We start from the raw sequence: 14,256 nt of genomic DNA, 5'->3' as shown, positions 1-14,256 counted from the left end.
TATGATTTATTAAAAATGTAAATGGATATATATTTTCACAGTCAAAAAAGTTAAAATATTTCGTTTTAAGGATTATAATGGAGAAAGAAACAGAAAAGGGAGTGAACGAACTTGAAACAAGAACTTATTGAAAGATTTACGAGATATGTAAAAATTGATACCCAATCAAATGAAGAAAGTCATACAGTACCAACAACACCTGGACAAATTGAATTTGGTAAGTTATTAGTGGAAGAGTTAAAAGAGATTGGATTATCAGAAGTGACGATGGATGATAATGGTTACGTAATGGCAACATTACCTGCAAATACAGATAAAGATGTTCCTGTAATCGGCTTTTTAGCGCATTTAGACACAGCAACAGATTTTACAGGGAAAAACGTAAACCCACAAATTCATGAAAATTTTGATGGTAATGCGATTACGTTAAATGAAGAATTAAATGTTGTGTTAACACCTGAACAGTTCCCGGAATTACCATCATATAAAGGACATACAATTATTACAACTGATGGTACAACACTTCTTGGAGCAGATGATAAAGCTGGTCTTACAGAAATCATGGTAGCAATGAACTATTTAATACATAATCCGCAAATTAAGCATGGGAAAATAAGAGTAGCATTTACACCGGATGAAGAAATTGGTCGTGGACCAGCGCATTTTGATGTAGAAGCGTTTGGTGCATCGTTGGCTTATACGATGGACGGAGGTCCATTAGGTGGTTTAGAATATGAGAGTTTTAACGCCGCAAGCGCTAAATTAACTTTTAAAGGGACAAATACACATCCTGGAACAGCGAAAAACAAAATGCGTAACGCAAGTAAACTCGCTATGGAATTCGATAGACAGTTGCCAGTAGAAGAGGCGCCAGAATATACTGAAGGGTATGAAGGTTTCTATCATTTACTCTCTTTAAATGGTGATGTCGAGCAAAGTAAGGCTTACTATATTATTCGAGATTTTGATCGTACTCATTTTGAAGCGCGTAAAAATAACATTAAAGATATTGTGAAAAACATGCAAGAGAAGTACGGTGAAAATGCGATTGTTTTAGAGATGAATGATCAGTACTATAACATGCTTGAAAAAATTGAACCAGTGCGAGAAATTGTTGATATTGCATATGAAGCGATGAAAAGTTTAAATATCGAACCGAACATCCATCCAATTCGTGGTGGAACAGATGGATCACAATTATCGTATATGGGATTACCAACGCCAAATATTTTCACTGGTGGTGAAAACTATCACGGTAAATTTGAGTATGTTTCGGTAGATACTATGGAAAAAGCTGTTCAAGTAATTGTAGAAATTGCAAGACGATTTGAAGAACAAGCTTAAAAAGAGAACCAAGTAGTAATGAAGTGCTACTTGGTTCTTTTCTATAGTAAAAAATACAAAGTGAAACTTGTTACAAGACGTTTGTAAAAGGGGGAAATGTTATGAGTGAAAATCAGTTTCATGGTTATATAGGGACATATACAAAAGCAGAGAGTAAGGGGATTTATAAATTTATACTTGATACGAACATCGGAGAACTTAAAGGGATTGAATTAGCAGCTCATATAGGAAGTCCGACATATGTAACGATTAGTCATAACAACGAGTACCTTTATTCTGTTGCGAAAGATAATGGGTTAGGTGGAATTGCTAGTTTTTCCATTCATAATAAATCCGGTAATCTAAATTCGATTAACATGCAAGTTTTAGAAGGGGTATCGCCGTGCTATGTAAGTGTGAATCGGGAGAATAGTATAGTAGTAGCAGCGAATTATCATAAAGGAACAGTTGAATCTTATATAGTGAAAAAGGGTAGTGGAAGTATAAATACTGCTACGACAATTGTAGAACATAAAGGTTCAGGACTGAATAAGGAAAGACAAGAAAAGGCGCATGCTCATTATGCGAATTTTACTCCTGATGAAAAATATGTAGTAGCAGTTGATTTAGGAATAGACAAGGTGATTACATATAAAGAAAGTGACGGAGGATTAATGGAAGCTGCTTGTTTATCTGTTAAACCTGGTAGCGGTCCGAGACATCTTGTATTCCATCCCAATAAACATCTTGCATACGTTATGACGGAACTAAGTTCGGAGATTATTGTACTGCAATATGATGCACATAGTGGTAGTTTTAAAGAAAAACAATATATCTCTACATTACCTGAAGATTATAGTGAAGAAAGTTATGGAAGTGCAATTTATATCTCTTCAGATGGCAAATTTGTTTACGCAGCAAATAGAGGGCATAATAGTATCGCAGTTTTTCGAGTAAATGAGCATAATGGAGAGCTAACTTTTATTGAAACAGTATCGACAGAAGGAGATTGGCCACGGGACTTTTCTTTAGATCCGACAGAAAGATTTTTAATTGCTGCGAATGAAAAATCTAATACATTGACTTTATTCTCTAGAAATGAATTAACGGGGAAATTAGTGCTCTTACAGGATGGAATAAGTGCGCCAGAACCGGTATGTGTGAAGTTTTTGCATGTGAAAAAGTAGATAGGAGAACATTTATGAATTTCAAAGATTATAAGGTCTGTCATATATATGGACAACAAATGTGGCATGATCAAGCTATTATTATTGGAAATAAAGAAGGGTTAGAGCAATTAAGGGATATGATTGATTTGGCAATAAATGAAAATCAAAGTGAAGAAGTTTTCTTTCCAGTTGATTTCGAAGGATATACTTTAAAAGTCATGTGTGTAGAAGACGATGAGAAGTTAGAACACTTATCTTTACCATATCATGATGAAAACTATTATACAAAAAGCGATGATGAAATATCACCTGAAAATATATTAAAAAAAAGCACTTAAAAATGCTTTTTTTTAATATAGAACACGCCACAAATAAAAAGTCGCGTAAGACTCCCAATGTATCCAATTTACTTCAAATTCTTTTATTTCATTTTTAGTCGGTTTCTTTTCGGAACCTGTTATAAATTTAATTGCATTATGCAAACCAACATCATCAATTGGAAAAGCTGAAGGGAATCGTAAACAACGCATCAAAACATAGTGAGCTGTCCATGGCCCTATACCGCGAATGCTAGTTAATTGTTTTTCAGCTTGCTTCACATCTTGTATTTGTAATAGAGATTCTTTTGATAATTTACCTTCTGTAATGAGCTGCGCGACGTCAATTAAGTATTCGCACTTTCTTGTAGTCATTTTTAACATTGCGAGATCTTCTACACGTAGATTTGCTATTACTTCAGGTGAGGGGAATATCCAATGTTTTCTATCGTTCCAATCTACATAATCGCCAAAATTTTCGACTAATCTTCTTTTTAGAGTATAGGCATATGTGAGGTTGATTTGTTGACCTAGAATCCCCCAGCATAGTGCTTCAAATAAATCCGGAATTCCCAAAGTACGAAGACCGTAAAATTCTTTAATGGGTTTTTGAAGGAGTGGGTCGTGTTTAGCTAATTTATAGAAGGGAGCTAAATCAGTAGTTAAATCAAACCACTCTTTTACATAGTTAGATACGGCATCGTGTGCCCATTTTTCAGAGACATATGATTCTCCTAAAAAACGTATTTGAATATTACTATCGGCATTCAAACCAATTTCAACTAATGGATTTATGTTTTGAACAGGAATGACTTTATAGATTTTATTGTTTTCAATATGAAACATACATTCATTTTTAGAACGCGATAGATAGCGTAAGTTTTCTTGAAAACTAAATTCTTTTGGAACGACTAAAGACAATATTTCATTACAGCCCTCTGTCATATTTACTCCTCCCGAAGCGCTTCTAATTTGAGCAATTCTTTTTTCATTTCTAAACCACCTCTAAAACCGGTAAGTTTACCATTTTTCCCAATAACGCGGTGACAAGGAATAGTGATAAGCAGAGGATTTGCCCCAACGGCAGTCCCAACTGCACGTACAGCGTTAGGTTTTTGAATTCTTTCCGCAATCTCTGAATAAGAATGTGCCTCCCCATAAGGAATTTCACGTACTGTATTCCAAACAGCTAATTGAAATGCAGTTCCGTAAACATCGATAGGAATTGTAAAGGTTTCTAGTTTGGTTTCCAAATACTCGATAAGTTCTTTTGTATATGTTTGCAGATGATCTGGATTTTGGATGAATGTATGTTGTGGCAGTTTTTTGCTAGCCCACGTATTTAGTTCTTCAAAAGTTTCATTTTGCGATCCGATGAAGCATAATCCATTTGAAGTAGCTGCAATATGCATACGCCAATGTTTATGAATAAGCAATGTCCAATATATAGTTTTATTTTCATATGGTTTCATTATTTCATACCTCTCTTATTCCGTTCTTTTTTCGATATTCAGTAGGGGTAAATCCTGTCTTCTTTTTAAATAAAGTCGCGAAATACTCCGGATTTTCTATCCCGACATCAGTACTAATTTCCATAATGGATTGATTTGTATGTGAAAGGTATTCTGTCGCTTTTTTAATTCTGAATTGCTGTATATATTCTATTGGACTAATCCCTACAATTTTCTTGAAAGTGCGTTGTAGATGATAAGGGCTACCATGGCATATTTCTGCGAGTAAGTCGAGGGTTAACACGTCACAATAATGTTTTTGGATATATTCTTTAATTTGCTCTACCCATTCTTCATTAGGTAAAGTTAGCCCGTTTGGTTTACAACGTTTACACGGACGAAAATTTTCATGTAATGCTTGCTCTGCCTTAAGAAAAATACGTACATTGTTTTTATTCGGCATTCTCGATTTACATGATGGTCGGCAAAAAATACCGGTTGATTTTACAGCGTAAAAGAATTTGTCATCATATGTGGAGTCATTATGAATAATTGCTTGCCAATACTCATTTGTTACTGTGAACTCTTCATTATGCACAGAACATCACCTCTGGCATTAGTATAACCTGAATAAAGTACGTATGTACGTATTTACGAATGTAAGAGCAAGATTACAAAGATGAAACTATGATAGGGTATCTATTTTGTGTTAGCATGAAAATTGAAAATGCACATCAAGAGGAGGAACATAGATGAAGTTGATTTCATGGAATGTAAATGGTTTGCGAGCAGTTATTGCAAAAGGTGGATTTCTAGAATACCTAGAAGAATCTAATGCAGATATATTTTGTTTACAGGAAATTAAATTACAAAGTGGACAAATTGATTTAAATCCCGAGGGATATTATACATATTGGAATTATGCTGTGAAAAAAGGCTACTCAGGAACGGCTATTTTCACGAAAAAAGAACCGATTTCTGTTACATATGGTTTAGGGATTGAAGAGCATGATCAAGAAGGACGAGTTATTACGTTAGAATTTGATGATTTTTATATGATAACGCTGTATACACCAAATTCTAAACGAGGATTAGAACGTTTAGATTACAGAATGGAATGGGAAGATGATTTCAGGGCGTATATTAAGCGGTTAGATGAGAAGAAACCAGTTGTTTTTTGCGGTGATTTAAACGTTTCTCATAAAGAAATCGATTTAAAAAATCCGAAAAGTAATCGGAAAAATCCTGGTTTTTCGGATGAAGAAAGAGAGAAATTCACATGTGTTTTAGAGGCGGGATTCATTGATACGTATCGCTATCTTTATCCTGATCAAGAAGGAGCGTACTCATGGTGGTCATATCGTATGGGTGCAAGAGCGAAAAATATCGGTTGGCGTTTAGACTACTTTGTGATTTCTGAAAGGCTAAAACATAAAATTACCGATGCGAAAATTAATAGTGAAGTGATGGGATCGGACCATTGTCCAGTTGAATTACATATAGATTTCTAAAAAAAGAAGTATCTTCCTGAAAAAAGGAGATACTTCTTTTTTGTTCAATTTGTTAAAATTTTTCAAATCATTCTTGAAATAATCTGATATTAAATATATACTTAATAACGATAATCATTATCACTGTTAGTGATTATCGTGGGATGAGGGTTGTAAAGAATTTAATACTAGGGGAAGTGAACGAGAATGGCTCTCCATTTTACGTAGATTTATTAATGATGTGAAATATAGATGAGGATTATGTTTCATATAATTAAGTTTCATTGTTGAAATAATATATTTGAAGATTTCGAGAGGAGATATATAAAGATGAACAAGAAGTTATTTACATTAGGGATGGTTACAGTTTTAAGTGTTGGTTTAGCAGCATGTAATAGTGCAGACAAAACTTCTGGGGAACAAAAACAACAGACAAAGGCTACGGAAACGAAAAAAGACGAAAAGCGAAAGATTACATATTTAGGTAAAGAATATACAGTACCAGCAAAAGTAGATAAAATTGCGACAGCTAGTTTAGAGTCAATGGAAGATGCGGCAGTACTTGGAATTAAACCGGTAGGTGCAATTACGGTTGGTGGGAAATTACCAGGGAACGTTGCAAAAGATTTAGAAGGTGCGAAATCTGTCGGTGAGAAAATGGAACCCAACTTTGAAACATTACTTCAATTAAAACCTGATGTTATTACATCAAGTACGAAATTCCCAGCAGAAGCGGCTGAGAAATTTATGAAGGTAGCTCCAACAATCCCAATATCACATGTTTCTACAGATTGGGAAGAAAACTTAAAATTAATGGGAGAACTATCTGGTAAAAAAGACAAAGCAGAAAAAATTATTAAGGATTATAAAGCAGACGCTGAAAAAGCGAAAGCAAAAATTGGAGATAAGTTAAAAGATAAAAAGGTACTTGTAATAAGATTAAGAGCGAATACATTATTCGTTTATCCAGAAGGAGTATACTTCAACCCTGTAATTTATAAAGACCTTGGATTAACTGCTCCAGAACAACTTAAAAATGTAAAAGCGCAAGAGAAACTCTCTTTAGAACAACTGGCTCAAATAAATCCAGATTACGTATTTTTACAATATGAAGCAAGTGAAAATAATAAACCGAAAGTGCTAGAAGAAATAGAAAGTAATCCAATTTGGCAAAGTGTAAATGCTGTAAAAGAGAAGAAAGTATTTGTAAATACTGTAGATCCTATTGCACAAGGTGGTACTGCTTGGAGTAAAACAGTATTTTTAAAAGAAGCAGTGAAAAATTTGACTAAATAATAAAATTAGTAAGGTGCGTTGAATGATATGCGGAAAATAAATTCACTTCCAATGATAATTTTATGCTTAGCACCCATATGTATTTTACTTACTGTTATTTTATCTATCTTATATGGGACAAAAAATATCGATTTTGAAACGACGTGGAATGCATTGTTTCATTTTGATTCGAGTAATGTAAATCATAATATTATTGTTACATCTCGTTTACCAAGGGTAATTGGAGCTCTTTTAGTTGGAGCTTTTCTAGCCATATCAGGAGCACTTATGCAGGGGATGACAAGGAATTATCTTGCATCCCCTTCTATTATGGGTGTGACGGATGGTTCTGCTTTTGTTATTACAATGTGTATGGTATTCCTTCCGGGAATGTCTTCAGTCAACATGATTTTATGTTCTATGCTGGGTTCAGCATTAGGTGCGGGAATTGTTTTTGGATTTGGTTCACTGCTTAGAAACGGATTGTCACCTGTAAGATTAGCAATTATAGGAACCGTGATAGGGACATTCTTAAGTAGTCTTTCTGCCGCAATTGCTTCTTATTTTCAAGTCTCTCAAAATATTAGTTTTTGGTACAACGCGAAATTAGATCAAGTAGATCCCAATATACTTAAATTAGCAATTCCTTTTGGTATAGTTGGTATTATTTTAGCACTTCTCATTTCAAAATCTATTACAATCCTTTCACTGGGAGAAGAAGTGTCTATTAATTTAGGGCAGCGTACGAAAATTATAAAAGTGACTGCAATTTTATCTGTTGTATTTCTGACTGGTACAGCAGTTGCTTTAGTAGGGAAAATAGGTTTTGTAGGACTAATTATTCCTCATATTACCCGCTTTTTAATCGGTGTAGATTATAAATGGATTGTGCCTTGTGCTGGAGTAATTGGTGGTGTGTTTCTTGCTTTATGTGATGTGTTAAGCAGATTTGTAAACTATCCATTTGAAACACCAATAGGCGTTGTTACGTCTCTAATTGGAATTCCTTTCTTCCTTTATTTAATTCGTACAAGAGGGGGAGAGAGACATGCTTAAAGGCTCAAATCAGCGTTTTGTAATGACTATGGGGACTATTATACTTTTAATTTTATGTACCATTTATATTAGCTTAACGAATGGTACATTTGATATTACAATTATGGACGTCTTTCGAACAATTTTTCGGATTGATCCAGTCCCAGAACATGATTTAGTTATATTTGATTTTAGACTGCCGCGAATCATAATTGCTGGCCTAGTAGGATTAGGTCTAGGGATAGCTGGCGCTGTTATTCAAGGGATTACGAGAAATGGTTTAGCAGATCCGGGTATTTTAGGAGTAAATGCTGGTGCAGGAACTGCAATTGTAATTTTTATGTTCTTTTTCCAAGGACAAATAAAGAGTACGGATTGGATTTCTATAATGATGATGCCGATGTTTGGCTTAGTTGGAGGGTTAGGCGCGGCTATATTAATTTATATATTTTCTTGGCGAAATGGAAAGTTAGATTCACAGCGTCTGTTACTAACAGGGATCGCAATAGGGTCAGGTTTCGGAGCGCTTTCTATGTATTTATCATTGAAAATGAAAGCAACTGACTTTGAAATGGCAGCTGTCTGGGTTTCAGGTAGCATATATAATGCAAACTGGAAATACATTATTGCAATGTTGCCATGGCTTATTATATTAATTCCAATTATAAAAAAGAAAGCTTATTTGCTAGATTTATTTCAATTGGAAGAAACGAGTATTACAAGTCTAGGTGTTTCAGTAGAAAGAGAGAAGTCTATTCTATTATTAAGCAGTATTGGACTTGTAAGTGCATGTGTTGCTGTTTCAGGAAGTATTGGATTTATTGGTCTAATGGCGCCACATATAGCCAAAAGACTTGTTGGCATTCAACATAAATATGTAATTCCTACATGCGGAGTAATTGGGATGCTACTTGTAATTGCTTCAGATTTTATCGCAAAAACAATTTTTATGCCTGCAGAACTGCCTGTAGGGATTGTTATTGCTATTGTCGGTGTACCGTATTTCTTATATTTACTTTATAAGGCGAAAGCGTAAGAGGAGGAAACATAAGTGAATATTTTAAGTGCAAAAAACTTGGAAGCAAATTATGAAAAACTTACAGTGTTTCGCGATTTAAATGTGGAAATACAAAAGGGAAAAGTAACGACAATTATAGGTCCAAATGGATGCGGAAAATCGACATTATTAAAAACGATGGGAAGAATTTTAAAACAAAAAAGCGGTAAAGTATATTTACAAGGACAAGATTTAAATACGATTTCAACGAAAGAAATCGCGAAACAGTTAGCTTTGCTTCCGCAAAATCCGATTGCCCCAGGAGAGATTAAGGTAGAAGAGTTGGTTTCTTATGGGCGTTATCCACATCGTAATAACGTGAATAAGTTAACTTCAAAAGATAAAGAAATGATTGATTGGGCATTAGATATTACCAAAACATCAGCGTTTCGAACGAGACAAATTGCGAATTTATCAGGTGGACAAAGACAAAAAGTATGGCTAGCAATGGCCTTAGCGCAAGAGACGGAAGTTTTATTATTAGATGAGCCAACGACATACCTTGATATGTCACACCAATTAGATGTACTGCAAATCGTTGAGAAACTGAATAAAGAACATAATTGTACGGTCGTAATGGTATTACATGATATTAACCACGCAGCTAGATTTTCAGATAAAATTATCGCAATGAAAGAAGGAAACATTATTACAACTGGTAGTCCTATAGAAATTATTACAAACGAGGTGCTAAAAGAGGTATTTCATATCGATGCGCGTGTCATGATAGATCCATATAACGGAGCTCCCGTTTGCTTCGGTTATGATAGTGTATTTCAAGAGGAAAAAGTAGAGATGTATGTAACGAGTTAAGGGGGGATGTGCATAATGAATACTGCTATTGAAAAACAACAAATTATTGTATCTAATACCGAACAGTGGAAAATGTATTCGACATTAGAGAATCGTGAGTATCAAATTCATATTTCAAAACCGAAGCAGCCAGCACCGGATTCTGGTTATCCTATTATATATGTATTAGATGGGAACGCCTTTTTCCAAACGTTCCATGAAGCTATTAAAATACAATCGGTAAGAGCAGAAAAAACAGGTGTGTCACCAGCAATTATAGTAGGTATTGGTTATCCAATTGAAGGCGCATTTTCAGGAGAAGAAAGATGTTATGATCTTACACCTGTCGTAATTTCAAAAGATGCCCCGTTAAAACCGGACGGTAAACCGTGGCCTAAAACAGGGGGAGCACATAACTTCTTTACTTTTATTGAAGAAGAATTGAAACCACAAATTGAAAAGGAATTTGAGATTGATAAAGGAAAGCAAACGTTATTTGGACATTCTTTAGGTGGTCTATTTGCTTTACATATACTATTCACAAGCGTAAATGCCTTTCAAAATTATTTTATAAGTAGTCCATCTATTTGGTGGAATAACCAATCCGTGCTTGAAAAAGAAAAGAATCTTATAAATGAATTAAACAATGCTAAGGTTGAAACGGGAGTATTCCTTACAGTTGGGTCATTGGAACGAGAGCATATGGTTGTAGGTGCAAACGAATTATCAGAGCGCCTTCTCCAAGTAAAACACGATCAGTTTAGATTTATGTTTTATGAAGCTGAAGGGGAGAATCATGCATCTGTTGTGCCGACTTCTTTAAGTAAAGGATTGAGATTTATTAGTCAAGTGTAGAAGATGTATATGAAAAAAGGTAAGCAATTGCTTACCTTTTTTCATTATTGTTTTATTGCTACGTATCCATCAATTAAAAGGCTTGTGAAAAAGCGATTGATTTGAGTAAATCCACATTCCTCCATGATAGCTAGTAGATTCGTTTCGGAAATAGGAAATATTTCTGTTTCAAAAGAATTTTCAAATCGGTTCCAATCTTCTAATGGAATTTGATTTTGCATCATGTGGTTGCGCCAAGCATTCAATTGTGCAGAAAACATACTTGTATGGGGTACACCATTTATTGTAGAGAGAAAGAATGGAGCACCAGGTTTTAAGCGACTACTGATTTCATTAAGAAGCTCTTTTTTCTCCTTAATAGTTGGTATGAAATGAAGAACAAGCATACAAGTAGCAGAGTCAAATAATGGATTGGTTAATAATGAATGGACAGTTCCATGTACAAAGTGAATTTGATTTTGTATGCCTTCGCTTTCAATTCTTTTTTTAGCTAGCTGTAGCATGCTTTCAGATGGATCAACACCTGTAAAAGATAAGTTGCCATTTTGTTTGCCTATTGAAAGAATTTCTTGTCCGCCACCAGCACCTATAACTAGTAAATTTGGATTCATATTTTCTTTAGGGAGTGTAGTAAACAAGAAATGATTCATCATTTCATATAGGTTGTAGTAGCCTGGGATTTTACATGGAATTCTTTGTTCATATGAATTTACGGTAGTATCATTCCAATTCATTTTTAACCTCCTAAGTATGTGTATTATAGGTTTATTATGGAATGAAATTATGAAGGGAAACAATCCCGTAAATCTGGGGGGAAGAGGATGTATGAAAAAATAACGAAAGAAATTACAATGGTAGCGAATCGTATAAGTTCTATAAGGACATTTCAAGAGTCATTTCTCCACTTAATACGTAAAGTCATTGATTTTGACGCCGCTTGTTTTACAGCTATAGACCCAATTTCTTTTTTATCTACTGGGGCATTTACGGATGAAAGTGTTGAAAAGATTCATCCACAATTGTTTATGAATGAATTTCTAGAAGATGATTTTAATAAATTTAAATATTTATCAGAACACTATCCTCATGTTGCTTCTCTTAGTATGGTGACAAATGGTGAACAAAAGAAAAGCTCTAGATACCGAAATATTTTAAAACCAGTAAGTTTTGGAGATGAATTAAGAGGCGTTTGTATGAGTAAAGGGAACTGTTTTGGGCATCTTAGTTTATTTCGAGGGAGTACAAGTCCCGCTTTTCATATAGATGATTGTAAGTATTTGGAAATGATAGTCCCGATTGCTGGAGAGGCTTTAAAAAAGGCATTTCCTAAACCTTTTTCAGAAGATAAGGTAATAGGGACAGGCACGATTATATTAAATGAGGATTTTAATTTATTATATTGGAATCAAGATGGCAGCGATTGGCTTTCAAATCTTAGAAAGTATGAACAGTTAAATATAAAAGAAATACCAAGGCCAATACGTGCGGTTTGTTCGAAAGTAAAGGCTAACGAATATAATGTAGGTTGTATGAATAGAGAAGAAAAAGTTTGTATACCTTTAGCCTATGGACATTTTTTAATCATTCGGGCCAGTAAGTTAGAACGTACAAGTAGTTTTCAGGGTGGTTATGTTGTTCTATTCGAAAGAGCAAGACCGGAAGAAATCTTTCCGCTTATTACGGAAGTGTATAGTTTTACAACACGTGAGAAGCAAGTAATACGTAAAATTCTTACAGGTATGTCGACAAAGGAATTAGCCCATGAACTTTGTATATCTATATACACGGTACAAGATCATTTAAAATCCATTTTTGAAAAGACTGGGGTAAGTAGTAGAAATGAACTCGTGTGGGAAGTTTTTTCAAGATTTTGTTTTGATGTCGATGAATAAAAATAAAATAACTCTACAAAAATCACATGAAGTACGGTGGATGAGTTGTAGAATAGGGCTGAAAAAAGGTTATGGATGAAACATTCCATAACCTTTTTTTTATAAGTAGAATTGTCCTTTTTGAAAGTTTTGTTTCAACTTTTCGTCTAAATAGACAAAAAGTTGTCACAATTCGGTCACAATTAGCATAAACATAAAATAGACGAAATGAACTTATTTCCAAAAAGGCTTGATTCATTCCATTCATGATTAATAGAGCTGAAAAAGCATGGATTAAAAGTTCACTATATTCTCAAGGAGGTAGATCGTATGAAAACTATTCTTGCTATCGCTGGGCTTATTTGGGTTTTATCACATGGTATTCCAATTTATGAAGGAGAACAAATTCGCAGTGCTCTGAATAAAAATTTTAATGACTATCATATCATTGATCGGCAAGATAATGTTGTGACAGTTCGTGTAAATGACTGTTTTCATACGGTAACCGTTGAAGGAACTTCAGTAGTGAATGATACAAAAGTATGTGATCAGCAATAATTATATATAGGAAGAAAAAAGTCTCAATTTACACGTGTGAAAATTGAGACTTTTATATTTGTGGATGAATAATAAGCGGGGATGGACAATCCCTGCTTATTATTGTTTTTTTGAAAAAAAGAAAGGGTATCATATTAATTGAGACTGAGAAGCTAATGATGTGTTAAGAATAATCATAAAGCGAAAATATACTCATATGGGGTATCCTACATAGATATTTGATGATATAATTGGTATACTCATAAAAGCAATTGTTTTATTGGATGAAGAGAAACTTTAAGAAGGTGATAATATGGATCATAAGGACCATGAATCAGTAACACATAGATCAGAAAAAGAAAAAGAACAAATTATAAATAGATTAAAGAGAATTGAAGGCCAAGTCCGTGGTATTCAAAATATGATTGAAAATGATCGTTATTGCGTGGATATTTTAGTTCAAATTTCTGCGATTAATGCAGCGATGAAAAAAGTAGGAATGGGTGTCTTAAAAAATCATACGAGTCATTGTGTTTCAGGAGCTATTAAAAATGGTAATGGTGACGAAGCAATTGAAGAATTAATGACAGTATTTGAACGTTTTTCAAAAGCATAAAAGCCAAGCTAGTATTTGACTAGCTTGGCTTTTGTTTATATAGGAGAGGGTATATAAATTCATAATTGGAGCAAAAAAATAAAGATTTTAGAAAAGAATTAAAATCATGATACAAAACCATTGATTACCTTAGGGGGGTATGGCAAAATGTAGTTGTGATTAACAAACAATGAAGAAACAAGAGGAGGATTTTAAATGGAACAGTTAACATTACAAGTTGAAGGTATGTCTTGTGGACATTGTGTAAATTCTATCGAAGGCAGCGTGAAAGAACTAAACGGTGTTGAACAAGTGAAAGTTCAATTATCAGAAGGAACTGTTGAAGTTACTATCGACTCATCAGTTGTAACGTTAAAAGATATTGTTGCTGTAATTGAAGATCAAGGATACGATGTTCAATAATTATTTTTAGATACGGAAATAAATCGTACTTTAAACGAAGTACGATTTATTTTGCTAATAATTATA

General features: G+C 34.1%; 17 protein-coding genes. 13 read left to right on the top strand and 4 right to left on the bottom strand.

Annotation, left to right across the window (positions count from 1 at the left end; genetic code table 11):
* Positions 1–111 precede the first annotated feature (111 nt).
* From pepT to I6L50_RS24475, 3 genes are all read left to right on the top strand, one after another.
* Positions 112–1,344, top strand: a complete 1,233-nt coding sequence (gene pepT / locus I6L50_RS24485; protein WP_219303375.1) for a peptidase T — start codon at positions 112–114, stop codon at positions 1,342–1,344.
* 101 nt (positions 1,345–1,445) lie between these two features.
* Entirely contained in the window at positions 1,446–2,510 is a 1,065-nt protein-coding gene (locus I6L50_RS24480; protein WP_113936873.1) for a lactonase family protein, read from the top strand.
* A gap of 14 nt (positions 2,511–2,524) precedes the next feature.
* Positions 2,525–2,830, top strand: coding sequence for a hypothetical protein (locus I6L50_RS24475; RefSeq protein ID WP_016362105.1), 306 nt, complete (start codon positions 2,525–2,527; stop codon positions 2,828–2,830).
* Between the two features lie 12 nt (positions 2,831–2,842).
* On the opposite strand, the gene I6L50_RS24470 is transcribed toward I6L50_RS24475, so the two are convergent.
* The 3 genes from I6L50_RS24470 to I6L50_RS24460 are packed head-to-tail and all read right to left on the bottom strand — an operon-like array spanning position 2,843 to position 4,858.
* Positions 2,843–3,754 carry a DNA-3-methyladenine glycosylase 2 gene (locus I6L50_RS24470; protein WP_219303374.1) on the bottom strand — a complete coding sequence of 304 codons (912 nt, stop codon included), beginning with the start codon at positions 3,752–3,754 and terminating at the stop codon, positions 2,843–2,845.
* A 2-nt stretch (positions 3,755–3,756) separates the two neighbouring features.
* Positions 3,757–4,281: a methylated-DNA--[protein]-cysteine S-methyltransferase gene (locus I6L50_RS24465; RefSeq protein ID WP_113936875.1), complete on the bottom strand. Its 525-nt coding sequence runs from the start codon at positions 4,279–4,281 to the stop codon at positions 3,757–3,759.
* 4 nt (positions 4,282–4,285) lie between these two features.
* Complete coding sequence (locus I6L50_RS24460) at positions 4,286–4,858, bottom strand: bifunctional transcriptional activator/DNA repair enzyme AdaA (RefSeq protein WP_219303373.1); 573 nt, start codon at positions 4,856–4,858, stop codon at positions 4,286–4,288.
* Between the two features lie 154 nt (positions 4,859–5,012).
* Between I6L50_RS24460 and I6L50_RS24455 the strand changes: the two genes are divergently transcribed.
* The 6 genes from I6L50_RS24455 to I6L50_RS24430 all read left to right on the top strand — a co-directional run bounded on the left by I6L50_RS24455 (position 5,013) and on the right by I6L50_RS24430 (position 10,764).
* Complete coding sequence (locus tag I6L50_RS24455; RefSeq protein WP_113936877.1) at positions 5,013–5,771, top strand: exodeoxyribonuclease III; 759 nt, start codon at positions 5,013–5,015, stop codon at positions 5,769–5,771.
* Between the two features lie 309 nt (positions 5,772–6,080).
* Positions 6,081–7,046, top strand: a complete 966-nt coding sequence (locus tag I6L50_RS24450; protein WP_219303372.1) for an iron-hydroxamate ABC transporter substrate-binding protein — start codon at positions 6,081–6,083, stop codon at positions 7,044–7,046.
* A gap of 27 nt (positions 7,047–7,073) precedes the next feature.
* Positions 7,074–8,081, top strand: a complete 1,008-nt coding sequence (locus I6L50_RS24445) for a FecCD family ABC transporter permease (protein WP_002087983.1) — start codon at positions 7,074–7,076, stop codon at positions 8,079–8,081.
* Positions 8,074–9,096: a FecCD family ABC transporter permease gene (locus I6L50_RS24440; protein ID WP_219303371.1), complete on the top strand. Its 1,023-nt coding sequence runs from the start codon at positions 8,074–8,076 to the stop codon at positions 9,094–9,096. The genes I6L50_RS24445 and I6L50_RS24440 overlap by 8 nt, the downstream gene beginning before the upstream one ends.
* Before the next feature lie 15 nt (positions 9,097–9,111).
* Positions 9,112–9,930, top strand: a complete 819-nt coding sequence (locus I6L50_RS24435) for an ABC transporter ATP-binding protein (RefSeq protein WP_219303370.1) — start codon at positions 9,112–9,114, stop codon at positions 9,928–9,930.
* A 15-nt stretch (positions 9,931–9,945) separates the two neighbouring features.
* Positions 9,946–10,764 carry an alpha/beta hydrolase gene (locus I6L50_RS24430; RefSeq protein WP_113936879.1) on the top strand — a complete coding sequence of 273 codons (819 nt, stop codon included), beginning with the start codon at positions 9,946–9,948 and terminating at the stop codon, positions 10,762–10,764.
* 44 nt (positions 10,765–10,808) lie between these two features.
* Here I6L50_RS24430 and I6L50_RS24425 read toward each other — a convergent pair whose 3' ends face one another.
* Positions 10,809–11,498 (bottom strand): class I SAM-dependent methyltransferase, encoded by a 690-nt coding sequence (locus tag I6L50_RS24425; protein ID WP_219303369.1) that lies wholly within the window; start codon positions 11,496–11,498, stop codon positions 10,809–10,811.
* Positions 11,499–11,585: 87 nt separating this feature from the next.
* Here I6L50_RS24425 and I6L50_RS24420 point away from each other — a divergent pair, with 87 nt between their 5' ends.
* The 4 genes from I6L50_RS24420 (at position 11,586) to copZ (ending at position 14,190) form a co-directional block, all read left to right on the top strand.
* Complete coding sequence (locus I6L50_RS24420) at positions 11,586–12,656, top strand: helix-turn-helix transcriptional regulator (protein ID WP_219303368.1); 1,071 nt, start codon at positions 11,586–11,588, stop codon at positions 12,654–12,656.
* Positions 12,657–12,965: 309 nt separating this feature from the next.
* On the top strand, positions 12,966–13,193 hold the full coding sequence (locus I6L50_RS24415) for a hypothetical protein (protein ID WP_002190443.1): 228 nt from the start codon (positions 12,966–12,968) through the stop codon (positions 13,191–13,193).
* Between the two features lie 292 nt (positions 13,194–13,485).
* Positions 13,486–13,788 (top strand): metal-sensing transcriptional repressor, encoded by a 303-nt coding sequence (locus I6L50_RS24410; RefSeq protein ID WP_002014668.1) that lies wholly within the window; start codon positions 13,486–13,488, stop codon positions 13,786–13,788.
* Positions 13,789–13,983: 195 nt separating this feature from the next.
* The gene (copZ, locus tag I6L50_RS24405) at positions 13,984–14,190 is read left to right on the top strand and encodes a copper chaperone CopZ (RefSeq protein ID WP_002066751.1); all 207 of its coding nucleotides are present in this window, start codon (positions 13,984–13,986) and stop codon (positions 14,188–14,190) included.
* Positions 14,191–14,256: the final 66 nt, after the last annotated feature.

It is taken from the genome of Bacillus sp. FDAARGOS_1420 (assembly GCF_019344915.1).
Classification (GTDB): Bacteria; Bacillota; Bacilli; order Bacillales; family Bacillaceae_G; genus Bacillus_A; species Bacillus_A mycoides.
The sequence above is the reverse complement of the archived record's forward strand: the minus strand, read 5'-3'. Positions and strand labels throughout refer to the sequence as shown.

Bases quoted from the DNA above. Each gene is read 5' to 3' on its own strand.
- I6L50_RS24480 (WP_113936873.1), top strand. From the start codon at position 1,446: ATGAGTGAAAATCAGTTTCATGGTTATATAGGGACATATACAAAAGCA.
- I6L50_RS24475 (WP_016362105.1), top strand. From the start codon at position 2,525: ATGAATTTCAAAGATTATAAGGTCTGTCATATATATGGACAACAAATG.
- I6L50_RS24470 (WP_219303374.1), bottom strand. From the start codon at position 3,754: ATGACAGAGGGCTGTAATGAAATATTGTCTTTAGTCGTTCCAAAAGAA.
- I6L50_RS24465 (WP_113936875.1), bottom strand. From the start codon at position 4,281: ATGAAACCATATGAAAATAAAACTATATATTGGACATTGCTTATTCAT.
- I6L50_RS24455 (WP_113936877.1), top strand. From the start codon at position 5,013: ATGAAGTTGATTTCATGGAATGTAAATGGTTTGCGAGCAGTTATTGCA.
- I6L50_RS24450 (WP_219303372.1), top strand. From the start codon at position 6,081: ATGAACAAGAAGTTATTTACATTAGGGATGGTTACAGTTTTAAGTGTT.
- I6L50_RS24445 (WP_002087983.1), top strand. From the start codon at position 7,074: ATGCGGAAAATAAATTCACTTCCAATGATAATTTTATGCTTAGCACCC.
- I6L50_RS24440 (WP_219303371.1), top strand. From the start codon at position 8,074: ATGCTTAAAGGCTCAAATCAGCGTTTTGTAATGACTATGGGGACTATT.
- I6L50_RS24430 (WP_113936879.1), top strand. From the start codon at position 9,946: ATGAATACTGCTATTGAAAAACAACAAATTATTGTATCTAATACCGAA.
- I6L50_RS24425 (WP_219303369.1), bottom strand. From the start codon at position 11,498: ATGAATTGGAATGATACTACCGTAAATTCATATGAACAAAGAATTCCA.
- I6L50_RS24420 (WP_219303368.1), top strand. From the start codon at position 11,586: ATGTATGAAAAAATAACGAAAGAAATTACAATGGTAGCGAATCGTATA.
- I6L50_RS24415 (WP_002190443.1), top strand. From the start codon at position 12,966: ATGAAAACTATTCTTGCTATCGCTGGGCTTATTTGGGTTTTATCACAT.
- I6L50_RS24410 (WP_002014668.1), top strand. From the start codon at position 13,486: ATGGATCATAAGGACCATGAATCAGTAACACATAGATCAGAAAAAGAA.
- copZ (WP_002066751.1), top strand. From the start codon at position 13,984: ATGGAACAGTTAACATTACAAGTTGAAGGTATGTCTTGTGGACATTGT.